Annotated in this window: 20 protein-coding genes; 8 read left to right on the top strand and 12 right to left on the bottom strand. The window is 71.4% G+C overall.

The window, feature by feature from the left end:
- Positions 1-89: 89 nt before the first annotated feature.
- Both MZC64_RS47500 and MZC64_RS00745 read left to right on the top strand, forming a co-directional pair.
- Positions 90-1,571 (top strand): FAD-dependent monooxygenase, encoded by a 1,482-nt coding sequence (locus tag MZC64_RS47500; RefSeq protein ID WP_308300940.1) that lies wholly within the window; start codon positions 90-92, stop codon positions 1,569-1,571.
- Complete coding sequence (locus MZC64_RS00745; RefSeq protein WP_247755146.1) at positions 1,532-2,173, top strand: TetR/AcrR family transcriptional regulator; 642 nt, start codon at positions 1,532-1,534, stop codon at positions 2,171-2,173. The genes MZC64_RS47500 and MZC64_RS00745 overlap by 40 nt, the downstream gene beginning before the upstream one ends.
- Here the strand turns inward: MZC64_RS00745 and MZC64_RS00740 are convergent.
- Entirely contained in the window at positions 2,142-3,533 is a 1,392-nt protein-coding gene (locus MZC64_RS00740) for an FAD-binding oxidoreductase (RefSeq protein WP_247756183.1), read from the bottom strand. The genes MZC64_RS00745 and MZC64_RS00740 overlap by 32 nt on opposite strands.
- A gap of 99 nt (positions 3,534-3,632) precedes the next feature.
- Between MZC64_RS00740 and MZC64_RS00735 the strand changes: the two genes are divergently transcribed.
- A complete protein-coding gene (locus tag MZC64_RS00735) occupies positions 3,633-4,307 on the top strand; it encodes a DedA family protein (protein ID WP_247755145.1) in 675 nt (224 codons plus the stop codon).
- Here MZC64_RS00735 and MZC64_RS00730 read toward each other — a convergent pair.
- From MZC64_RS00730 to MZC64_RS00715, 4 genes are read right to left on the bottom strand one after another with little or no spacing between them, the layout of a single operon-like run.
- Positions 4,288-4,950: a nucleoside/nucleotide kinase family protein gene (locus MZC64_RS00730; RefSeq protein WP_247756181.1), complete on the bottom strand. Its 663-nt coding sequence runs from the start codon at positions 4,948-4,950 to the stop codon at positions 4,288-4,290. The two genes, MZC64_RS00735 and MZC64_RS00730, sit on opposite strands and share 20 nt — an antisense overlap.
- A complete protein-coding gene (locus tag MZC64_RS00725; RefSeq protein WP_247755144.1) occupies positions 4,950-5,774 on the bottom strand; it encodes an ATP-binding cassette domain-containing protein in 825 nt (274 codons plus the stop codon). The genes MZC64_RS00730 and MZC64_RS00725 overlap by 1 nt, the downstream gene beginning before the upstream one ends.
- A complete protein-coding gene (locus tag MZC64_RS00720; RefSeq protein WP_247755143.1) occupies positions 5,771-6,721 on the bottom strand; it encodes an ABC transporter permease in 951 nt (316 codons plus the stop codon). Before MZC64_RS00720 ends, MZC64_RS00725 begins: the two co-directional genes overlap by 4 nt.
- Before the next feature lie 2 nt (positions 6,722-6,723).
- Positions 6,724-7,734 (bottom strand): substrate-binding domain-containing protein, encoded by a 1,011-nt coding sequence (locus MZC64_RS00715; RefSeq protein ID WP_374205585.1) that lies wholly within the window; start codon positions 7,732-7,734, stop codon positions 6,724-6,726.
- Between the two features lie 92 nt (positions 7,735-7,826).
- On the opposite strand from MZC64_RS00715, the gene MZC64_RS00710 reads away from it, so the two are divergent.
- On the top strand, positions 7,827-8,828 hold the full coding sequence (locus MZC64_RS00710) for a LacI family DNA-binding transcriptional regulator (protein ID WP_247755142.1): 1,002 nt from the start codon (positions 7,827-7,829) through the stop codon (positions 8,826-8,828).
- Here MZC64_RS00710 and MZC64_RS00705 read toward each other — a convergent pair.
- On the bottom strand, positions 8,822-9,958 hold the full coding sequence (locus tag MZC64_RS00705) for a GTP-binding protein (RefSeq protein WP_247755141.1): 1,137 nt from the start codon (positions 9,956-9,958) through the stop codon (positions 8,822-8,824). The genes MZC64_RS00710 and MZC64_RS00705 overlap by 7 nt on opposite strands.
- A gap of 62 nt (positions 9,959-10,020) precedes the next feature.
- Between MZC64_RS00705 and MZC64_RS00700 the strand changes: the two genes are divergently transcribed.
- Positions 10,021-10,779: a TIM barrel protein gene (locus MZC64_RS00700; RefSeq protein WP_247755140.1), complete on the top strand. Its 759-nt coding sequence runs from the start codon at positions 10,021-10,023 to the stop codon at positions 10,777-10,779.
- 2 nt (positions 10,780-10,781) lie between these two features.
- Here MZC64_RS00700 and MZC64_RS00695 read toward each other — a convergent pair whose 3' ends face one another.
- On the bottom strand, positions 10,782-11,840 hold the full coding sequence (locus MZC64_RS00695; RefSeq protein ID WP_247755139.1) for an ABC transporter substrate-binding protein: 1,059 nt from the start codon (positions 11,838-11,840) through the stop codon (positions 10,782-10,784).
- Positions 11,841-12,134: 294 nt separating this feature from the next.
- Between MZC64_RS00695 and pdhA the strand changes: the two genes are divergently transcribed.
- Genes pdhA through MZC64_RS00680 form a run of 3 tightly spaced genes read left to right on the top strand, consistent with a single transcriptional unit; the run spans position 12,135 to position 15,730 of the window.
- Positions 12,135-13,361, top strand: coding sequence for a pyruvate dehydrogenase (acetyl-transferring) E1 component subunit alpha (pdhA, locus tag MZC64_RS00690; RefSeq protein WP_247755138.1), 1,227 nt, complete (start codon positions 12,135-12,137; stop codon positions 13,359-13,361).
- Positions 13,361-14,383, top strand: coding sequence for an alpha-ketoacid dehydrogenase subunit beta (locus MZC64_RS00685; protein WP_247755137.1), 1,023 nt, complete (start codon positions 13,361-13,363; stop codon positions 14,381-14,383). Before pdhA ends, MZC64_RS00685 begins: the two co-directional genes overlap by 1 nt.
- Before the next feature lie 9 nt (positions 14,384-14,392).
- Positions 14,393-15,730 (top strand): dihydrolipoamide acetyltransferase family protein, encoded by a 1,338-nt coding sequence (locus tag MZC64_RS00680; protein WP_247755136.1) that lies wholly within the window; start codon positions 14,393-14,395, stop codon positions 15,728-15,730.
- Here the strand turns inward: MZC64_RS00680 and MZC64_RS00675 are convergent.
- From MZC64_RS00675 to cydB, 5 genes are all read right to left on the bottom strand, one after another.
- The gene (locus MZC64_RS00675; RefSeq protein ID WP_247755135.1) at positions 15,727-16,353 is read right to left on the bottom strand and encodes a phosphatase PAP2 family protein; all 627 of its coding nucleotides are present in this window, start codon (positions 16,351-16,353) and stop codon (positions 15,727-15,729) included. The genes MZC64_RS00680 and MZC64_RS00675 overlap by 4 nt on opposite strands.
- Positions 16,350-16,778, bottom strand: coding sequence for an XRE family transcriptional regulator (locus MZC64_RS00670; protein WP_247755134.1), 429 nt, complete (start codon positions 16,776-16,778; stop codon positions 16,350-16,352). The genes MZC64_RS00675 and MZC64_RS00670 overlap by 4 nt, the downstream gene beginning before the upstream one ends.
- A gap of 265 nt (positions 16,779-17,043) precedes the next feature.
- Complete coding sequence (locus MZC64_RS00665; RefSeq protein WP_247755133.1) at positions 17,044-18,177, bottom strand: GAF domain-containing sensor histidine kinase; 1,134 nt, start codon at positions 18,175-18,177, stop codon at positions 17,044-17,046.
- An 8-nt stretch (positions 18,178-18,185) separates the two neighbouring features.
- The gene (gene cydD / locus MZC64_RS47495) at positions 18,186-21,575 is read right to left on the bottom strand and encodes a thiol reductant ABC exporter subunit CydD (RefSeq protein WP_282104613.1); all 3,390 of its coding nucleotides are present in this window, start codon (positions 21,573-21,575) and stop codon (positions 18,186-18,188) included.
- Positions 21,572-22,552, bottom strand: a complete 981-nt coding sequence (gene cydB, locus MZC64_RS00650) for a cytochrome d ubiquinol oxidase subunit II (RefSeq protein WP_247755132.1) — start codon at positions 22,550-22,552, stop codon at positions 21,572-21,574. Before cydB ends, cydD begins: the two co-directional genes overlap by 4 nt.
- Positions 22,553-22,560 lie beyond the last annotated feature (8 nt).

Raw genomic sequence — 22,560 nt, 5'->3', positions numbered from 1 at the left:
TTTTCGTGCTTCCCCGGTAGTTCGTTGCTGGGCTACATTAGTAAACAGTACTGTGCTGTTAACTAATGGGGGTCCCGGTGGAGACAGCGGTGCTGGTGGTCGGAGCCGGGCCCAGTGGGCTGGTGCTGGGGTGTTCGTTGCTGCGCCGGGGAGTGCCGGTGCGGATCGTGGACCGGGCGCCGGCGCCCGCGGTCACCTCGCGGGCGCTGGGGTTGCAGGCTCGGGGGGTGGAGGTGCTCGATCGGCTTGGAGCGCTGGGGGATCTGCCGGAGCGGGCGGTTCGGGTGGGTGGGATCAGTGTCAACGCGCATGGGACCGAGCTGGTGCGGATCCGGGTCGATCAGGTGCCGCTGGGCAGCCGTCATCGGACCTTGTTGATCTCCCAGGCGGCGGTGGAGGGGCAGTTGCGGGAGTTGCTGGAGCGGTTGGGGGGCAAGGTCGAGTGGGGGCATGAGGTGGTCGGGCTGAGCCAGGACGGGGGTGGGGTGTCGGTGGAGGTCCGGCACGGCACCGCGGTCGAGGTGAGCCGGGCCGACTGGGTGGTGGGGTGCGATGGGGCGCACAGCGCGGTGCGGCGGTTGGGGCAGTTCGGGTTTCCCGGGGCGCAGGTGGTGGAGAACTTCCTGCTCGCCGACGTTTACCTGGACTGGGGGCTGCCCAGGGACACCGCTTCGGCCTGGATCAGTCCGGACGGGGTGTTCGCCGCGTTCCCGTTGCCGGAGTCGAACCTGTGGCGGCTGGTCGCGCCGTGTGAACCCGGTGTCGGCGCGGACGATGTGCTCGGGCGGCTGAGCGAGTTGCTGCCCGCGCGCACCGGCTATCGCGGGGTGCGTTTCGACGGGGCGGTGTGGACCTCGGTGTTCCGCATCCACCGGCGGCTGGCCGAGCGGTACCGCCAGGGCCGGGTGTTGCTGGCCGGGGATGCCGCGCACATCCACAGCCCGTTCGGCGGGCAGGGCCTCAACACCGGGCTCGGTGACGCGGACAACCTGGGCTGGAAGCTGGCGCTGGTCGCCTCCGGCCGGGCGGACGCGGCACTGCTGGACAGCTATCAGGCCGAACGGCGGCCGGTCGCCGCCGCCGTGCTGGCTGGCACCACCGGGGCGACCCGGCTGGCGCTGGGTGAGGGGCGGGTGCGGCGGGTGCTGCGGGACCGGCTGGCCGCGCCGCTGCTCAACCTGCCCTCGGTGCAACGGCGGCTGGCCAAGGCCGCCTCCCAGCTCGGCGTGCACTACCGGCGCGGGCCGCTGGCGCCCTGGCGGTTCGCGCCGCTGGCCACCGGGTTGCGGGCCGGGGAGCGGGTGCCGGACCTGGTCTGCCGGCGGGAGGACGGCACGACGACCCGGTTGCACGCCGAACTGCGCGGCCGGTGGGCCCTGCTGGGCCGGTACGAACCACTGGCGCCGGTGGTGCGGGAACTGCTCGGGGACGAGGTGGTGCTGCTGGACCGGCCGATGGCGCAGGCCTGGCTGGTGCGGCCGGACGCGCACCTGGGTTGGCGTGGGCGGCCGGTACCGGCGAAGCTGCACCGGTGGCTGGCGAACGTGCTGCGGACCGGGCGGGCCGGGTGAGGGGCCGCCCCCGCGATCCGGGGAACGACACCGCGATCCTGCGGGCCGCCCTGGACATGTTCATCCAGGGCGGGGTGGAGGGCACCAGCATCGAGCAGGTCGCCAAGCGCGCCGGGGTCGCCCGGCTCACCGTGTACCGGCGCTGGGCGAGCAAGGAACTGTTGCTGGCGCAGGCGATCGAGTTCGGGCGGGACCGGTTCATGAACCCGGCCGAGGTGCTGGCCGTGTTCGCCGACGGGGAGGTCACCAGGGCCAAGCTGGTGGAGATCCTGGTGCAGGCGGTGGCCGATCCGGACTTCCGGCAGCTGGTCGGGCGGCTGGCCAGCACCTCGACCAGCCATCCCGAGCTGATGCGGGCCTACACCGAGACCTACGTGCAGCCGCGCAAGGAGGTCGCGCTGCAGGTGTTCCGGCTGTTGCAGGAGCACGGCGAACTGCCGCCGGACATCGACCTGGAGATGCTGATGGAGAGCCTGGCCGGGGTGGTCACCTACGTGATGCTGATGCACCCGGCGCGGCGCGGACCCGAGGAGGTCCGCGCCTACCTGAACCGGTTCCTGGACCTGGTGATCAGTCCAGCGCGAACATCGAACCCGGGTTGAACAGGTTGTCCGGGTCCAGCGCCCGCTTGATCGCCCGGTGCGCGTCCAGCCCGACCTCGCCGATCTCCCTGGCCAGCCACTCCCGTTTGATCTTGCCGATGCCGTGTTCGCCGGTGACCGTGCCGCCCAGGGCCAGGCCGACCTCCAGGATCTCGTCGAAGGCCAGCTTGGCCCGCTCGAACTGGTCGGCGTCGGCCGGGTCGTAGGCGATGGTGGGGTGCATGTTGCCGTCGCCTGCGTGCCCGACCACCGCGATCAGCAGCCGCTGCCGCGCGCTGATCTCCGCGCAGCCGCTGATCAGTTCGGCGATCTTGGTGCGGGGCACGCAGACGTCGTCGGTGAGCCAGGCGCCGTAGACCTCCAGCGCGGTCAGCACCGCGCGGCGGGCGGCCAGCAGCATCCGGCCCTCGGCCACGTCGGTGGTGACGTAGGCCAGTTCGGCGCCCGCGGACAGGCAGAGCTGCTCGATCTTCTCCAGCTCCCGTTTGGCCACCTCGCCGCCCGCGTCGGACTGGCAGATCAACAGGGCCGCGCTGCCGCTGCCCGCGCCGAGTTCGGTGTTGAGGTGCGCTTCCACCGCGCGGATCGAGGCCGCGTCCATGATCTCCATCAGGGACGGGACCAGGCCCTCGCGCACCACACCGGCGACCGCGGCGCCCGCGGCGGCGGTGGAGGGGAAGGCGGCGACCATGGTGGCCGGGGCCTGCGGCAGCGGGCGCAGCGCCAGAGTGGCCTGGGTGATCACGCCCAGGGTGCCCTCGCTGCCGATGAACAGCTTGGTCAGGTCGTACCCGGCCACGCCCTTGACCGTGCGCCTGCCGGTGCGCAGCAGTTCGCCGCTGGCCAGCACCACCTCCAGGCCGAGCACCGAATCGGTGGTCACCCCGTACTTCACGCAACACAGGCCGCCCGCGTTGGTGGAGACGTTGCCGCCGATGGTGCACCAGTCGTAGCTGGAGGGGTCCGGTGGGTAGAACAGGCCCTCCTTCTCCACCTCCTGCCGCAGATCGAGGTTGACCACGCCGGGTTCCACCACCGCGAGGCGGTTGTCCGGATCGATCTCCAGGATGCGGTTCATCCTGGTCATGGCCAGCACCACGCAGCCGTCGACGGCGTTGGCCGCGCCGGAAAGACCGCTGCCCGCCCCGCGCGGCACGATCGGTGTGCCCGCCGCGGCGCAGGCCCGGACCACGGCCTGGACCGCCGCGGTGTCCCCGGGCAGCACCACGGCCAGTGGCGCGCCGGCGGGCGCGAGCGGCATCATGTCCCGGCGGTAGCTCTCGGTGACATCCGGGTCGGTGATGACCCCGTCCGGCCCAAGGATCCGGCGGAGCTGGTCAAGCAGTTCGACGCTTTTCACCCGATCGTTCACTCGTCCACGGTAGTTCCACAGAAACACGCGCACGAGACGGAAAAAGTCGATGATGCGTTCACCCTGAGCCACGTAGTCTCGGATGTGATGAGCGTGTCAAGTGTGTCCACGACCCTGGCCTGGTCCCCGCTGGACTCCGCGGGCCCGGCGCTGGTGTGGATCATCGTGACCACGTTCATCTTCGCCGAGTGCGGCCTGATCATCGGGCTGTTCCTGCCCGGCGACTCACTGCTGTTCGCCGCGGGTGTGGTGCTGGCCAACCACGACCGGCCGATCGACGCTTGGGCGCTGGCCGGGGTGAGCACGCTGGTGGCGATCCTGGGCAACGAGTTCGGCTATTTCGTCGGCGCCAAGACCGGGACCAGGATGCTGGCCCGCGAGGGCGGCAAGGTGCTCAACCAGCAGAACCTGCAGCGCGCCAAGGACTTCTTGGACAAGTACGGGTTCTGGGCGATCGTGGCCGCGCGCTGGCTGCCCTGGGTGCGCACGCTGGCCCCGGCCATCGCGGGCGCGGCGGGCATGGACCGCAAGCGCTACACCTGGGCCACCATCACCGGCGCGCTGACCTGGTCGCCGATCCTGATCCTGCTCGGCTACTACGCGGCCGGGCTGCTCAACCGGTACCCGTGGCTGCAGACCGTGGCGGTGATCGGGTTCGTGGCCTTCTTCGTGGTGGGCACCAGCTACGGCGTGTACCGCTACCGCCAGGAGATGCGGCGGCCGATGCACGAGGAGTCCGACGTCAAGAACGGGCCGAGCTGACCTCCGGCCACCGGATCCCGCTCAGCACCAGGTCTGCCAGCTCGCCGGTGGCGTTCACCTGGACGGCGTTGTCCTGGTCCGAGCCGAGCGCGCGCTGCCGGGCCTGGGACTCGCTGCGGCCGAAGTCGCGGTGCCGGGCGATCAGCCGGGACAGCCGCAGGTCCTCGGCCGGGGCCAGGAACCATGCTTCGTCCAGCGCCGCGCGCACCCCGGACCAGGGCTGTTCGGTCAGCAGCAGGTAGTTGCCCTCGGTGATCACCAGCGGGGTGTCCGGGCTGACCGGGACCGCGCAGGCCACCGGCTCCTCGATCTCCCGGCGGAACTCCGGCGCGTACACGGTGACCGCGCCGGGGCGCTCCGGACCATTGGCGCGCAACCGGGTCAGCAGGTCGAGGTAGCCGTGGCCGTCGAAGGTGTCCGGGGCGCCCTTTCGCTCGGCCCGGCCCAGTCGCTCCAGTTCGCGCTGGGCCAGGTGGAAGCCGTCCATGCCGACCAGCACCGCCTTGCCGGGCAGGGCTTCGGCCAGCCGCTGGGCCAGGGTGGACTTGCCGGCGCCGGGTGCGCCCGCGATGCCGAGCAGCTGACGCCTGCCGGCCGCGGCGAGCCGCTCCGCCCTGGCCACCAGCTCGCTGAAATCCGCGATCACCTGCCGGTCTCCCCCGTCCGCAGCCCGGTGGTCACCGCGTGCGCGACCTCGGCCAGCTGCCCGTTCTCGTCAATGCGCAGGGCGCCGGTGATCAGGCCGACCACCTCGTTCATGGTGCGCTCGCGCGGGGACACCAGGGCCACCCGCTTACCCAGCCGGTGCACGTGCACGCGGTCGGCGATGTCGAACACGTGCGGCATGTTGTGGCTGATCAGCACCACCGGCAGGCCGCGTTCGCGGATCCGGTTGATCAGCTCCAGCACCTTGCCCGACTCGGCCACGCCAAGGGCCGCGGTGGGCTCGTCCATGATCACCACGCGGTTGCCGAACGCGGCCGCGCGGGCCACCGCCACGCCCTGCCGCTGCCCGCCGGAGAGGGTCTCCACGGCCTGGGTCATCGAGGAAATGCCGATGCCCAGTTCGCCGAGCACCCTGGCCGCCTCGGCCCGCATGCCCTTGGTGTCCAGTAGCCGGAACACCGAGCCGAGCACACCGGCGCGGCGGCGTTCCCGGCCGAGAAACAGGTTGCTGGCGATGTCCTGGGCCGGGGCGAGGGCCAGGTTCTGGTAGACGGTCTCGATGCCGTGCCTGCGCGCGTCCAGCGGTCCGGAAAGCCGGACCGGCTCGCCGTCGATGCGGATCTCGCCCTCGTCCGGGATGAGCGCGCCGGAGAGCGCCTTGATCAGGCTGGACTTGCCCGCGCCGTTGTCGCCGACCACGGCCAGCACCTCGCCGGGCTCCAGGTCGAAGTCGGCGCCGTTGATCGCGGTCACCTTGCCATAGCGTTTGACCAGGCCACGGGCCTGCAGCACCGGAGTCACGCCTGCCTCCCCCGGGAGAAGCGGTCCACCGCGACCGCGACGATGACCAGCACGCCGGTGGCGACGTCCTGGTAGAGGCTGTCGATGCCGGCCTGGGTGAGCCCGGAGCGCAGCACCGCCACGATCAGCGCGCCGACCAGGGTGCCGAGCACGCTGCCGCGGCCGCCGAACAGGCTGGTGCCGCCGAGCACCACCGCGGTGATCGAGTCCAGGTTGCCGGTCTGGAAGGCGTTCGGGTCCGCGTTGGGCACCCGGCCCAGCGCCTGCCAGGCGGCGAGGCCGTAGACCAGCCCGGCGACCAGGTAGACGCTGAGCACGGTGCGGCGGACCTTGATGCCCGACAGGCGGGCGGCCTCGATGTCGTTGCCGACGGCGTAGACGTGCCTGCCCCAGGCGGTGCGGGTCAGCGCGTACCAGGCGATCAGGTACATCACCAGCGCCAGGCCCATGCCGACGGTGACCTCGATATAGCCGAACAGGTACTGCCGGGTGCCGAGGAAGGTGAGCAGCTCGTCGGTGACCGGGTAGCTCTGGCCGCCGGCGTAGATGCGGGCCGCGGCGGTGACGATGGTGAGCATGCCCAGGGTCACGATGAACGGCGGCAGGCTGATCCCGGTGACCACGCCGCCGGTGACCGCGGCGATGCCGATGGCCACCAGGATGCCGATCAGCAGGGCCAGCGGGGCCGAGGTGCCGCCGAGCACGAGCTGGGCCATCAGCAGCGTGCCGAGCACCGCGATGGCCGCGTTGGCCAGGTCGATGCCGCTGGTGAGGATGACCAGGGTCTGACCGAGCGCTAGGGTGCCGATGACCAGGGACTGCTGCACGACCAGGGACAGGTTGTCCGTGGTGGCGAAGGTGTCGGTGGTCAGCGAGAAGATCAGCACCGCGGCCAGCAGCGCGAGCGCCGGGCCGACCGCGGGGGTGCGCAGTACCAGGGCCTTCATCCTCAGCCCCAGCAGTTCTGCAGGCCCCAGGCGGTGTCCTTGGCCTCGATGCCCGGCACCGGCTTGTCCGCGATCACGGTGACCCCGGTGTTGGTGAACCCGCTCGGCTTCTTGCCGCTCTTGGTGAACTCGACCCCGGCCTTGACGCCGTTCTCGGCCATCTTCTTGGGGAACTGCATCACGGTCAGCGCGTACTTGCCGTCCTTGACATCGCGCACGCCCTGGCAACCCCCGTCGACCGAGCCGACCACGACCTTGTCCGCCAAGCCCTTGGCCTGCAACGCGGCAAAGCCACCGCGGGCGGCGGGCTCGTTGATCGTGTAGACCGCGTTGACCGCGGCGGCGCGCTGGAGCAGGTTCTCCATCGCCTGCTGGGCCTTGTTCTGGTCGCCGTTGGTGGACTCCTTGCCGAGCACCTTCGGGTCCGACTCGGTCAGGCCGATGCCCTGCAGGAAGCCGTTGTGCCGCTGCTCGTCCACGGTGCCGCCGGGGCTGCCGTCGAGCATCAGCAGCTGCGGAGTGCGGTCGCCGAGGGCGGCTTTGACGTACTGGCCCTGCAGTTTCCCGGCTTCGAGGTTGTCGGTGGCGAAGGTGGCGTCGACGGCGTCCTTGGGGTTGGTCTCGGTGTCCAGGGCGATCACCAGGATGCCCTTCTCCCGCGCCTTCTTGATCGCGCCGAGGATGCCGGTGGAGTTGCTGGGCGTGACCAGGATGGTGTCCACGCCCTGCTGGACCAGGTTCTCCAGCGCGGCGACCTGGCCCTCGTTGTCGCCGTCGAACTTCCCGGCCAGTGCGATCAGTTCCGCGCCGTCCTTGCCTGCCTGGGCCTTGGCGGCCTCGCGCAGGGCGACGAAGAACGGGTTGCTGTCGGTCTTGGTGACCAGCCCGATCTTGATCTTGCCGTCGTCGTTGCCCCGGCCGTCGGTGGCCTTCTGACTGGAACAGGCGGTGCCGGCCAGGGCGATGGCGCCGGTGGCGAGCAGTGCGACCAACTGAGGACCTCGTCGTCCCATGGCTGCCTCCAACAAGCGTGTGGCGCGCAACGCTAGTGAGCGGGTTCACTGGCGGCAAGCGTTTGCGCAAGCGCTTGCGGGAGGTGGGTCGGATGGTCACCATGCGGGATGTCGCCGAGCTGGCGGGCGTGTCGATCACGACGGTGTCGCATGTGGTGAACGGGACCAGGCAGGTCGCCGAGGACACTCGCGGCCGAGTGCTGGCGGCGGTCGCGCAGACCGGCTACACCGGCAACGCGATCGCTCGTTCGCTGGTCACCGGGGGTACCCGCACGCTGGGCGTGGCGATCTCGCTGGTGGCCAACCCGTACTTCGCCGAGCTGATCCAGGCGGTGGAGAGCGAGGCCAGCGCGGCCGGGTTCACGCTGTTGTTGATCGACACCCACGACGAGCCCTCGGCCGAACAGGCCGCGGTGCGGGCGTTGCGCTCGCGGCGGGTGGACGGGCTGCTGCTCACCCCGTCGGCTGGCGCGTCCGGCACCTTGCTGCCGGAGTTACGCCAGCTCGGCACGCCGGTGGTGCTGATCGACCGGCTGCCCAGCCACGGACTGCTGGACCAGGTCGGCCCGGAGAACGCGGGCGCGACCGCGGCGCTGGTGGCGCACCTGGCCGAACTCGGCCACCGGCGGATCGGGCTGGTCAGCGGGGCGGCCGGGCTGACCACGACCAGCGAGCGGGTGCACGGCTACCGGCTCGGCCTTGGCCGGGCCGGGCTGGGAGTGGATGAGGCGCTGGTGGTCTCCGGGGAGTCGGCGATGGCGCCGGCCGCGGTGGCGTTGCGGCGGTTGCTGGCGTTGCCGGACCCGCCGACCGGGGTGATCACCGGGAACAACGCGATGCTGGTCGGGGTGCTGCGCACGCTGGGCGAGCTGGGGTTGCGGGCCGGGCGGGACCTGGCGCTGGTGGGCTATGACGAGGTGGAGTGGGCGGATCTGGTGGATCCGCCGCTGACCACGATGGCGCAGCCGATCACCGAGATCGGGCGGACGGCGGTGCGGATGCTGCTGGCCCGGATCGCCGAGCCGGACCGGGCGCCGCGCACGGTGCGGCTGCCCGCGCGGTTCGTGCACCGGCGCTCCTGCGGTTGTCAGTGATCGTGCAGGTGCTCGATCTGCCACTGCGGCAACGGGTCTGGGAGGGCGCGCCAGGATTCGGGGCCCGCGGTGAGTTCCGCGTCGGTGAGCAGGGCCGGGTCCAGGCGGAGGTAGGGCTCGTCGGGGCGTAGGTGCTGGCCGATGAAGACGATCTCCTGGCCGCGCGGGCCGTCGGTGGCCGACCACAGCGCGGCCGGGTCGATGGTCAGGTTGGGGCCTGCCTGGGACCACAGGGCCATGATCTCCGGGCGGGTGGCGAGCCAGCAGAAACCCTTGCTGCGCAACAGACCCGTCCAGTCAGCGAGGGCCTCGGCGAGGCGGGCCGGGTGGAACGGGCGGGTGGCCCGGTAGGTGGTGCTGCTGATGCCGTACTCCTCGGTTTCCGGCAGGTGGCTGCCGGAGAGCTCCTGGGCCCAGCCGGGGTGCTGGGCGGCGGTGTCCGGGTTGTGCCTGCCGGTGTTGAGGATCTCGGCGGGGTCGAGCACGCCGTGCCGGGTGCGCAGACGGCGGGCGCCGGGGTTGAGCTTGGTCAGCAGGTCCTCCAGCAGGCCGAGGTCGGCCGGGGAGACCAGGTCGGTCTTGTTGACCACCAGGGTGTCGGCGAATTCGACCTGGTCGATCAGCAGGTCGGCGATGCCGCGTTCGTCGTCTTCGGTGGCGGCGATGTTCCGCTCCGCCAACGCTTCCCCGGCGCGCAGTTCGGTGAGGAAGGTCGAGGCGTCGACCACGGTGACCATGGTGTCCAGCCGGGCGTGCTCGGCCAGGCTGGTGTCATCCGGGAAGGTCCACTCGAAGGTGGCGGCCACCGGCATCGGCTCGGAGATGCCGGTGGACTCGATCAGGATGTGGTCGAAGCGGCCGTCGCGGGCCAGTTCGCCCACGGTGTCCAGCAGGTCGGCGCGCAGGGTGCAGCAGATGCAGCCGTTGGTCAGCTCGACCAGGCGCTCCTGGGTGCGGTCCAGCCGGGCGTGCTCGGCGACCAGGCGGGCATCGATGTTGATCTCGCTCATGTCGTTGACCACGACCGCGACCCGCAGGTCGGCCCGGTTGGCCAGCACGTGGTTGAGCAGCGTGGTCTTGCCGCTGCCGAGAAATCCGGACAGCACGGTGACGGGAATCCTGGCAGGCATGGTTGTGAATGATAACGGTTATCGTTAGCGTCAGTGCTGGTGGTTCTGTCCAGGGAGGGCTTGTGATCGTTCCGGGTGTGGTGTCGGTGACCTTTCGGCGGCTGGCCGCGACCGAGGTGGTCGAGCTGACCGCGGCGGCCGGGTTGTCCGCGATCAGCTGGGCCGGGGACGTGCACGTGCCCGCCGGTGCGCTCGCGGTGGCCCGGCAGGTCGGCGCGGCCACCACCGCGGCCGGGCTGACCGTGGAGGGTTACGCCTCCTACTTCGACGCCGGGGACAGCGAGCCCGCCGCCTTCGACGAAGTGTTGCGCACCGCGGTGGCGCTGGGCGCGCCCACGATCCGGGTCTGGGCCGGCAAGCGGGCGCCGACGGACTCTGACGCCGAGCACCGGGCGCGGGTGGTGCGCGAGCTGGTGCGCTGTGCCGGGCTGGCCGCAGGCGAGGGCATCCGGGTGGCGGTGGAGTTCCACGTGCACACGCTGACCAAGACGCTGGACTCGGCGGTGAAGCTGTTCGCCGAGGCGGGTCAGGAGAACCTGGTCCCCTACTGGCAGCCGCGTGAGCTGCCCGAGGTCGAGGAGTGCCTGACCGAGGTGCGCGCGCTGCTGCCCTCGGTGGCCGCGGCGCACGTCTTCTCCTGGGGCGCGGACGGCTACGACGAGCGGCTGCCCCTGGACGCCCGGCCGGACCTGTGGCAGCCGGTGCTGGCACAACTGGCCGCGGACGGCGAGACCCGGCACGCGCTGCTGGAGTTCGTGGTGGACGACGATCCGGCGGTGTTCCGGCGGGACGCGGCCACCCTGCTGGGCTGGCTGGGCTGAGGTCAGCCCAGGCCGACCTCGGCCAGCAGCGTGCGCGAGTCCTGCACGCTGACCAGCCGGTTCAGGTTCAGGTCGGGGCCCTTGATCTCGGCCAGCGGTGGCAGCCGGTGCTTGGTCGAGCTGATCCCGGCGCGCACCGGGTACTCGGCGAGGTGATCGGCGAAGAACTGCTGGGCCGGCGCGGAGAGCAGGTACTCCACCGCCTTGTGCGCCAGCGGCACATCGTCACCGCGCAGCGCGCCGACCCCGGCGATGTTGACCAGCGCGGCTGGATCGCTGCCGCTGACGTGGTGCAGCTGGGCGCGCATCTTGTCCACCCCGACCCTGGCCGACTTCTCGAACCAGTAGTAGTGGTTGATCAGGCCCAGCGGGATCGCACCGCTGTCCACCGCGTCCAGCAGCTGCGGGTGGCTGTCGAAGCGGCGCGGGTTGTTGGCCTTGAACCCCCGCAGCCAGGACCGCGCGCCGTCCTCGCCGCGCAGCACCCGCAACGCGGTGACGAAGGAGAGCCAGGAGGCGTTGCCGGGGACGAAGCCGATCTTGCCCCGCCAGCGCCGCTGGATCAGTTCCTCGGTGCCGCGCGGGATGTCGGTCTGGGCGACCTGCTTCGGGTCGTAGGCGATCACCCTGGCCCTGGCCGAGGTGCCCACCCAGTGGCCGCTGACCGAGCGGAAGGCGCCCGGCACCGACTGCCGGAGGCTGTCGGGCAGTTCGGCCAGCAGGTCCTTGCTCTCCAGCAGGCCGAGCGTGCCCGCGTCCTGGGAGATGAACAGGTCGGCCGGGCTGTCCTGGCGTTCGGTCACCAGCTGGTCAGAGAGCTTGCTGGTGTCGCCGTAGCGGACGTCCAGTTTCACCCCGATGGCCTGCGCCATCTGACCCAGGATCGGGCCGATCTGCGCTTCGGTGCGGCCGGCGTAGATCACCAGGGTGCGCTGCTGCGGCGCGCCGGGAGGCGGGGTGGGTTGATCGGCCGCGCAGGCGCACAACGGGCTTAGTATCCCCAATAGCACCAGGCAGGACAGGGTGGTTCTGCCCCGTGTCCGTGGACGGAGCTGGGTCATGTGTTCTCCCGCCGAGTCAGCCGACACCCCTGAGCAAGGTAGGGGGATCGTCGGATGTTGCCCAGGGTGGGTGGTCGGTCGCGCTGGGTTCTTGATCAACCTGTCACCGGGACCACCGGCGTGTGGTTGGCGTCACTGGATTGGGTGAGCGCATGTCAGGATGACGTGAGTGACCGTCAACGCCGACGGTTGATCACGTGCCATCTCAACCAGATGGCGGCGGCGATGGTCGGCGCCGTCGCGCCCGACCGCCACAAGCGGTCGGCCGGCCCTTGCAGACGAGGAGAGGACGCCATGTCGTCGCCGGAGTACTGGACGCAACCCCGTGCGGGTGAACCGGATGCGCCCCATCCCGGAGTCCCCGCCGCCACCGCCGCCCGACCGACCGCGGAGCAGGTCATCGCGGGCCTGCGGGAAACCGATGGGGGTGGCGCGGACCTGGTGCAACTGCTGACGCCGGAGGGCGAGCGGGTGCACCACCCCGATTTCGACATCGACATCAGCCCCGAGGAGCTGCGCGGCCTGTACCGGGACATGGTGCTGGTCCGCCGGGCCGACCGGGAGGCCAACGCGCTGCAGCGGCAGGGCCAGCTGGGCATCTGGGTGCCGCTGCTGGGTCAGGAGGCCGCGCAGATCGGCGCCGGGCGGGCGATGCGGCCCACCGACATGGCCTTCCCCAGCTACCGCGAGCACGGGGTGGCCTGGTGCCGGGGCATCGACCCGGCACAGATCCTGAGCATCTTCCGCGGCACCGACCACGGCGGATGGAACCCGCTGGAGAAGCGGTTCCACCTCTACACCATCGTGATCGGCAACCAGTGCCTCAACGCCACCGGTTACGCGATGGGCCAGAAGTTCGACGGCGTGGTCGGCGATTCCGACGGCGAGGCCACCATGGTGTTCTTCGGTGACGGCGCGACCAGCCAGGGCGATGTGCACGAGGCCATGGTGTGGTCGGCGGTCTACGACGCGCCGGTGGTCTTCTTCTGCCAGAACAACCAGTGGGCCATCTCCGAGCCGCTGGAGCGCCAGACCAGGGTGCCGCTGTACCGGCGGGCCAGCGGGTACGGCTTCAAGGGCATCCGGGTGGACGGCAACGACGTGCTGGCCTCGCTCGCGGTGACCAGGTGGGCGCTGGAGGAGTGCCGCAGTGGCAACGGCCCGGTGCTGATCGAGGCGTTCACCTACCGGATGGACGCGCACACCACCTCCGACGACCCGACCCGCTACCGGCTGGCCGACGAGCTGGAGATGTGGAAGCTGAAGGACCCGATCGAGCGGGTCAAGGTCTACCTGGTGCACCAGCAGTGGGCCGACGCCGAGTTCTTCGACGCGGTGCAGGCCGAGGCGGACGAACTCGCCGCCCAGCTGCGCGAGACCTGCGTGAACATGCCCGATCCGGCGCCGGCGCAGATGTTCGAGCACGTCTACAGCGAGCAGACCGCGCAGCTGGACAAGCAGCGCGCCGACTACCTGTCCTACCTGGACGGTTTCGCCACGACCGGCGGGGGTGAGCGCTGATGGCCGCGCCGACCATGGACCGCGACACCGAGACCACGGTGCCCAGGACGCAGAAGGTCACCATCGGCAAGGCGCTCAACCTGGGGTTGCGCGCGGCGATGGAGGCCGACCCGAAGGTGCTGGTGATGGGTGAGGACGTCGGCAAGCTCGGCGGCGTCTTCCGGGTCACCGACGGCCTGCAGAAGGACTTCGGCGAGCAGCGGGTGATCGACACCCCGCTGGCCGAGTCCGGGATCATCGGCACCGCGATCGGCCTGGCCCTGCGCGGCTACCGGCCGGTGTGCGAGATCCAGTTCGACGGGTTCATCTTCCCCGGCTTCGACCAGATCGTCTCCCAGCTGGCCAAGCTGCACTACCGCTCGCGCGGACAGCTCAAGATCCCGGTGGTCGTGCGGGTGCCCTTCGGCGGCGGGATCGGCGCGGTGGAGCACCACTCGGAGTCGCCGGAGTCCTACTTCGCGCACACCGCGGGCCTGAAGGTGGTGGCCTGTGCCAACCCGGTGGACGCCTACTGGATGATCCAGCAGGCCATCCGCTGCGACGACCCGGTGCTGTTCTTCGAGCCCAAGCAGCGCTACCACGAGAAGGCCGAGCTGGACACCACGGTGACCCCGGGTCCGCTGTTCGCCTCCCGGGTGCTGCGCAAGGGATCCAGCGTCACCGTCGCGGCCTACGGCCCGACCGTGAAGACCTGCCTGGACGCCGCGGCTGCGGCTGCCGAGGAGGGGCTGGAGCTGGAGGTCATCGACCTGCGCGCGCTGTCCCCGCTGGACCTGGGCCCGGTGTTCGAGTCGGTGCGCCGCACCGGACGGCTGGTGCTGGTCAGCGAGGCGCCGTCGGAGGCATCGATCACCTCCGAGATCACCACCCGGGTGCAGGAGGAGTGCTTCTACTCGCTGGAGGCGCCGATCCTGCGGGTCACCGGCTTCGACACCCCGTACCCGGCCTCCAAGCTGGAGGACGACTTCCTGCCGGATCTGGACCGGGTGCTGCACGCCGTCGAACGCTCGCTGGGCTGGTGAGGGGACACAATGCCGCAGTTCAAGCAGTTCCCCCTGCCCGACACCGGTGAGGGACTGACCGAGGCGGAGATCCTGACCTGGCACGTCAAGCCGGGCGACACGGTCACCGTCAACCAGATCATCGTGGAGATCGAGACCGCCAAGGCCGCGGTCGAGCTGCCCTGCCCGTTCGCCGGGGTGGTCACCCAGCTGCACGCCCAGCCGGGGGAGACGGTGGAGGTCGGGGTGCCGATCATCACCGTGGACGTCGACCCCGGCGGTGCGCCCGCGGCTGAACCGCCGGCCTCCGACGGCAAGATCGGCGAGGAGATGCCGGGCGGGCGGATCGCCACCCTGGTCGGCTACGGCCCGCGCACCGGATCGGCCAAACGCCGGGCCCGCAAGGGTTCCGTGCCGGAGCCGGTTGTGGCGCAGGCACCCGTGGCTGTGCCCGTGGCCGCGCCGGTGGTCCCGGAGCCGGTGGCCGCCGGTGGCTATGTGCCGCTGGCCAAACCGCCGGTGCGCAAGCTGGCCAAGGAACTCGGCGTGGACCTGCGTGCGCTCAACGGCTCCGGCCGGGACGGCGTGATCACCCGCGAGGACGTGGAATCGGCTGCCCGCAACGGTTCCGATGTGTCCACTGTGGAGGTTCCGGGGTACGACCCGGCCACCAGGGAACGCCGGGTGGCGGTGCGCGGGGTGCGCAAGGCGACCGCGCAGGCCATGGTGGACAGCGCGTTCACCGCCCCGCACGTCACCGAGTTCCTCACCATCGACGTCACGCCGATGATGGAACTGCGGGCCAGGCTCAAGAACCATCCGGAGTTCCGCGACGTCAAGATCACCCCGCTGGCCTTCGCGGCCCGCGCGGTGTGCCTGGCGATCAAGCGGACCCCGGATGTGAACGCGAGCTGGGACGCGGCGGCGAACGAGATCGTCTACAAGTCCTACGCGCACCTGGGCATCGCCGCGGCGACCCCGCGTGGCCTGGTGGTGCCGAAGGTGCGGGACGCGGACGCGATGTCGTTGCGGGAGCTGGGGATCGCGCTGGAACAGCTCACCGCGACCGCCCGCGACGGCAAGACCACGCCCGCGGACATGCAGAACGGCACCTTCACCATCACCAACATCGGCGTGTTCGGCATCGACACCGGCACCCCGATCATCAACCCCGGCGAGTCCGCGATCCTGGCTCTTGGCGCGATCCGGGACATGCCGTGGGTGGTGGACGGGCAGGTGGTGCCGCGCAAGGTGTGTCAGCTCGCGCTGAGCTTCGACCACCGGGTGGTCGACGGGCAGCAGGGTTCGCAATTCCTGGCCGATGTCGGCGCGCTGCTGGCCGATCCGGCGATGGCCTTCACCTTCTAGGTCAGCAGTAGTTCCAGTCCCAGGTAACCACCACCACCGGCCAGGATGCCCACGGCGGCGCCGACGAGCACCTGGCCGGTGGTGTGGTCCCGCAGGGCGACCCGCGACCACATCACCCAGGCCGCGAGCAGTGCGGCCGGCCACAACCAGGGGCCGTAGCTGAGCACCAGCATCACCACCGCGCCCGCGGCGACCGCGGCGTGCAGCGAGATCTTCCAGCGCGCGCCCAGGGTGATCGCCGCGCAGGCGAGCAGCGAGACGAACATGGCCGCGGCCAGGGAGATCAGCTGGTGCGGGGCCTGGCCGAGGAAGAGGATCAGCCAGCCGGTGGACAGCGAGGCCAGGCAGAGCAGCAGCGGAACGGTGCGGCCCTCCAGGTTGTGCACGTGGTGGGTGTCGTAGCGGCCGGCCTTGGCGCCGCGCAGGATCACCAGCATCGGGATCACCGCGCCGGTCACCCCGACCACCAGGCCCCACAACAGGGTCGGGCCGAGCCGGTGCCCGGTGGCGGGCCAGGCGACCAGCAGGGGCAGCGCCAGCACCCAGACCCAGGGCGCCAGCACCTCGGTGGCGATCCGGGCCGCCCACGGCCGGGCCAGGGTGTCCTGTTGCTCGGTGGTCACTGGTCTGTCTCCCGTTTCTCCAGCTCGCCGACCTGCTCGATCATCACCATGATCAGGTGCTGGTGCAGTGGAGACAGCTCGCGCACCCGGTCCAGCAACGCGTCGGAGGCCCCTGGCTCGACGAGGCGGCCGTCGAGTTTGGCCCGGACCCGCTCGTGCACCGGCGGGTCCAGGAAGTAGCCGGCCGGCACGTCGAAGGCGGTGGCCAAGGCCCGGAGGTGACTGGCCTTGGGATCGTCTCGCTGACCGTTGCGCAGCATCCAGATGTAGCTCTGCGTGATGGCGCCGCCGTTCGCGCGAATCGCGGCCGCGATGTCCTCGTTGCTGAACATCCGGCCGTCGGCTCGCCTGCGCTTGTCGAACAGCAGGTTCAACGCCTCGGCGAAGGGCGGCGGCGCACCGCCATCGTGTTCCCCAGTACCCACCCTGAGCAGGGTACTTTCACGTGGGTGGAGAAACAACGTGGGTCATTTTCACTACTGTTGACACCGGTTGGCAACCTGTGATTACCTGAAGGTGCTTCAACGGGGGTGAAGACAGGGGGGCTTGATTTCGACGGCGGTGAACGTCGTCGACTGGCTTCACCGCAGGGGGGGACATGCGCTTGGGGGGCCCTCGTGCCCGTTGACGCTCCAGCCGCGGCTCCGCTTGGTCCCCAGTCGAGCGGAGCCGCGGCACCGGAGTCCACGGTCAGGGCAGCGGGACTTCCCAGCTCACCGTGGTCCCGCTGCGCGGCGAGGACGCCACCCGGCACCGCCCGCCGGCCGCGGCCGCCCGCTCCTCGATGTGCCGCAGCCCGCGCCGGGTGACCCCGCGCGGAATGCCACAACCGTCGTCGGCGACCTGCAACCGCAGCCCGTCCACATCCCGGTTCACCCGCACCCACACCGAACGCGCGCCCGAGTGCCGGACCACATTGGACAGTGCCTCGCGCAACGCGGCCCGCGCGTGGTCGGCCACCGCGGTGGGCACCTCGGTGAGATCGCCGTTGATCTGGAGTTTGGGTTGCACGCCAAGGAGTTCACCCGCGATGGCGATCTCCGCGCGCACCGAGTCGACCAGGTCAGGGGCCCGGTCCGCGCCGTCCGGATCGGCCGAACGGAGGGTGCGCACGGTGGCCCTGACCTCGGCGATGGTCTTGTCCAGCTCATCCACGGTGTCCGCGATCCGGTGCGCGTCCGCCTCGTCCAGGCGGCCGGCCAGCCTGCGCCCCAGCAGTTCCAGCTGCACGCCCGCCGCGTAGAGGCGTTGCACGATCACGTCGTGCAGGTCCCTGGCGATCCGCTCCCGCTCCTGGTAGACCGCGATCCGTTGCCGCGCGGTGGATCCCTCCGCCAGCACCAGCGCCAGCCCAGCCTGCACCGCGAAGGAGTTGACGACGTCCACAGTGGACTGCGCGAACGGCTTGGCCCCCTTGCGCCGGTACACCGCCAGCGCGCCGAGCCGCTGTTCCCTGGTGCCGAAGGGCGCCACCGCGAACGGCCCGTACCCGCGCAACGCCCTGGGCACGAACGGCGCGGTCCGCGGATCCTGGTTGAGGTCGTCCACCACCACTGGCACCCCGCTGCGCGCCACCCGCGCCGCCGCCGAGCGTGGCGACAGCACGGCGCCGACCGGGTCCTCCGCGCTCTGCCCGTGCGCGGCCTCCACGGTCAGCCCGCCGTCGTCGTTGCGCACCATGACCAGCCCGAGATCCGCCTCGGCCAGCTCCGCCACCCGCCGCACCACCAGCGGCAGCACCGCGTCCGGGTCATCCCCGGACAACGCCGCCGAGGTGATCTCGGTCGAAGCGGCCAGCGCACGAGCGGCGAGCGAGGGATCCATGACCAGAATCATGCCCCGACCCGCACAACCAGGTCCGCCCCCGCTGCCTCCGCCGCCCGGTGGGTGACGTGCACCAGCATGCTGCCCGGCAACTCGGCCCGGATCGCGGCCAGCACCCGCCGCGCGGTGGGTTCGTCGAGATGCGCGGTCGGCTCGTCCATCAACAGCACTCCCGTCCCGCGGGCGTAGAGCAACGCGCGGGCCAGGCCGAGGCGTTGCGCCTCACCGCCGGACACCGCAGCCCCACCAACCCCGACCTGGGTATCCAGGCGGTGCTGCCAGTCCTCAAGGGCGACGGTGCGCAGCGCGGCGCGGAGTTCGTCGTCGGTGGCGTGCGGATCGCCGAGCAGGAGGTTCTCCCGGACGGTGGTGGAGACCAGTTGCGGGTCCTGGGGGGACCAGGCGGCGGTGTCGGGGATGGTGGCGTGGCCCTGATCGGGGTGCAGGAAGCCGAGCAGGACAGCGAGCAGGGTGGATTTGCCCGCGCCGGAGGGGCCGACGATGGCGGTGTGGGCGCCGGGCGGGATGTGCAGGGTGAGGTCGCGCAGGGTGAGGGTGGGGGTGCCTGGCCAGCGGACGTCGATGTGGTCAAGGCGGATTTCGGGGGGCTGTGGATAGGTCGGGATTGTGGATAGGTCGCGATCTTCGCGGGGGTTTGGCGAGGTGGGTGGGGGTGGGGTGGGGCAGTCTGGAATTGGGGGGACCCCCTCGCGCGCGCGGGTGAGGGCGGGGGCGGGCGAGGGGGCGGCGATGTGGGCGGGAGTGGCGATGTCGGAGGTGTGGGCCGGCTCGGTGGGGGCGGGCACGCGGGTGGGAGTGGCGGTGGGGGCGGATTGGCTGGTCAGGTTGGTGTAGGCGGTGCGGAGGGGGCGGAGTTGCTGAGCGGCCGGGGGGAGCAGGGACAGGGTTTCGGTCAGGGCCAGGGGCAGCAGGGCCAGCACGGGGGCCAGCAGGGGGTTGAGGGTTCCGGCGGCTACTGCTTCGGCGGCCTGGTGGATGGCCAGGGTGGTCGCGGTGCCGGTGCACAGGGTGAGCAGGGCCAGAGCCAGGCCGTTGGCCAGGGCCTGGCGGCGGGATTGGGTGGCCAGGGCTTGGTCGGCCTGGGTGACTGACCGGTGGCGGGGGTGGGCGGCGTTGGTGGCCAGTAGGTCCGGGGCCGCGGTCAGCAGGGTGAGGATGGAGTTGGCGAGGGTTCTTCTGCCCTGGGACAGGTTGCGGGTGGCTTTGTTGTCGGCGAGTACCGCGAGCAGGGGGGCGAGGGTGGCGGCAGTCAGCACAGCCAGTGCCAGGGTGAGGCCCGCGGTGGGGAGGATGAGGGTTTGGATGGTGATGGCGGTGGTGGCCACCACGGCGGCCACTACCGGGGGGATGAGGACTCTGGGGATGAGGTCGCGGACCGTGTCGGTGTCGGTGACCAGGCGGTGCAGGCCGTCGGTGCGGGGCAGTGGGCCCTGGGCGACCAGGTCGCGCCACAGGCTGGTGCGCAATGTGTTGGCGGTGCGGAAGGCGGCGTCGTGGGTGACCAGGCGTTCCAGGTAGCGCAGCAGTGCCCGGCCCAGGCCGAAGGTGCGCACGCCGACCACCGCGACCAGCAGGGTCAGCATGGGGGGCTGGGTGGATGCCTTGGCGATCAGCCAGGCCGAGGTGGCGGTGAGGGCGATGCCGCTGGCCAGCGCGGTCGCGCCGAGCAGGGCGCCCAGTAGCGAGCGACGGGACAACAATGTCCACAGTGGACGGTGGCGCGGGCGGTGAGGGTGGGATGCCGCCCGCGCCACCTCGACACCGCCGAGGGGTGTCCCGGCGGTGGGTTCGGGGGTGGTGTGCGAGATCAGGACGACCGCGGCGCCGGCGGCCTTGGCCTGCTCGACCGCGTTGTGCACCGCGGTGGCGCTGGCCGGGTCGAGGTGCGCGGTGGGTTCGTCGAGCAGCAGCAGCCAGGCGCCGCGGCGCAGCCGGAGCAGGGCGCGGGCCACGGCCAGGCGCTGGCGTTCGCCCGCGGAGAGTTCGGCCGGGGGGCGGTGCAGCAGGTGGTCGATGCCGAGCTGGTGGGTGAGGTCGAGCAGTTCGGCGATGCGGGGTGGTTCGCCGGGCAGGTCCTGGACGGACTCGGTCAGTTCGGCGGTGACCGTGGCGGCGGCGAACTGGGGGCGTTGCGGGACCCAGCCGATCTGGCGTCGCCAGCCTTCTCTGTCCACTTCGGACAGATCGACGCCGTCGACGGTGATCTTGCCCTGGTCCGGGTCGCGGAAGCCCAGCAGCACGGCCAGTGCGGTGGACTTGCCGGTGCCGCTGGGGCTGTGCAGGTGGACCAGTTCGCCGGGAGCCACCGAGAAGGACAGGCCGTCGGGGGCGTCCCGGTCGCGGCGGCGGACGTGCAGGTCGGCCACGAACACCCGGCCGCGGTGCACCGGCGCGCTGCCTGACCTGGGCGTCGGCTCGTCCAGGATCTTGGCCACCCGGCGGACGACCTCCATGCCGTCCTCGCTGGCGTGGTGCGCGGCGCCGACCGCGCGAATCGCCTGGTAGCACTCGGGGGCGAGGATCAGCACCAGCAGGCCGACCTCCAGGGTCAGCCCGCCCGCGGCCAGCCGGGTGCCGATGAGCACCGCGACCAGCGCCACCGACAGCGTGGCCAGCAGTTCCAGCGCCAGCGCCGAGGTGAAGGCGATCCGCAACGTCTTGCCGACCGCGGTGCGGTGCGCCTCGCCGACCCGGTGGATCGCCTCGGTCTGGGCCTGCGCCCGGCGGAACGCGGTCAGCACCGGCAGCGCGCGGACCAGTTCGGCGGCGTGGCTGGACAGTCGCAGCGTGGCGTCCGCGGCCTTGGCCGCCACCTCCGCGGTGTAGCCGCCGATGAGGATCGCGAACAGCGGCAGCAACGGCACAGTCACCGCGATGACCAGCGCGGACGGCCAGTCTGTCCACAGGATCGCGGCGCCGACCAGCGGCGGCGCCACCGCGACGGTGACCAGGGCGGGCAGGTAGCGGGTGAAGTAGTCGTCCAGCGCGTCCAGGCCCTTGGTGGCCAGTGCGGTCAGCGCCGCCGGGCCGCCGCCGGAGCGTTCCGGGTCGGCGATCCACTCCGGGCCCAGCCGCAGCGCGTGCGTGAGCAGCGCGGTGCGCAGCTCCTCCTTCGCGCCCGCGGCGGCGCGGGCCGCGACGGTTTCGGTGCCCCAGGCCAGGATCGCGCGGGCGGCCACCGCGATGGCCAGCACGGTGACCGGGGTGGCCAGCTCGAACCGGCCGGCCACGATCCCGGCGAGCGCGGTGGCCAGTCCCCATGCCTGGGCGACCAGCGCCGAGGCGGTGAGGGCGGCGAGCACCGCGGTCACCGCCAGGGCGCGGCGGGTCGAACGGGACAGCGCGGGCAGGGCGCCCAGCGGGCCACGGTTCCTCATGGCGTGTGCACCGCCGGGATGTGCCGGGTGCCGATCCGCTGCCGGAACACCCAGTAGGTCCAGGCCTGGTAGGCCAGCACCGCCGGGGTGCCGAAGCCGGCCACCCAGGTCATCACGGTCAGCGTGTACGGGCTGGCCGAGGCGTTGGCCACGGTGAGCGAGAACGCGGTGTCCAAAGTGGACGGAAGGACGTCCGGGTACAGCGAGCCGAACAGGGTGGCGATCGCGGCCGCGGCCAGTCCGCCGAGCAGCGCGAACGCCTGCCCCTCCCGGCCCAGGCTCAGCCGCCACAGCGCGAGCGCGCCCAGGGCGAGCACGATTGCCCCGCCCAGCAAGGAAAACCCGAGCAGACCGGCGAGGGGCAGCAGCGCGAACGGGCCGACCCGCAGGGCCAGCCGGCGGGCGCGGTCCCTGATCTCGCCCTCGGTCTTCAACGCGGTGAACACCGCGCCGTGCACCAGGCTGAACCCGGCCACCGCGAGCGCGCCGAGCAGGGTTTCCCAGCGCAGCAAGGCGATCGGGCCGCCGACCAGGTCACCGCGGGCATTGATCGGCAGGCCGACCACGGTCGCGGTGAGCACCAGGCCCCAGCCCAGCGGCGGCAGCCAGGAGCCGAGCAGGATCACCCGGTCCCAGTTGCGCCGCCAGCGCGCGCTGTCCACCTTGCCGCGGTACTCGAAGGCCACCCCGCGCCCGATCAGCGCCAGCAGGATCACCAGCACCGGCAGGAAGGCGCCGGAGAGCAGCGAGGCGTACCAGGACGGGAAGGCGGCGAAGGTCGCGCCGACCGCGACGATCATCCACACCTCGTTGCCGTCCCACACCGGGCCGATCGTGTTGACCATGACCCGGCGCTCGGTGTCGTCGCGGCCGAGCACGTGCAGCAGCATGCCGACGCCGAAGTCGAAGCCCTCCAGGAACAGATAGCCGAACCACAGCAGGGCGATGAGCACGAACCAGATGGTGGCGAGTTCCACTGTGGACT

This window comes from Crossiella sp. S99.2 (assembly GCF_023094165.1).
In the GTDB taxonomy this organism is placed as follows: domain Bacteria; phylum Actinomycetota; class Actinomycetes; order Mycobacteriales; family Pseudonocardiaceae; genus Crossiella.
Note: the sequence above shows the minus strand (reverse complement) of the source record. Positions and strands in the feature narration are given on the sequence as shown.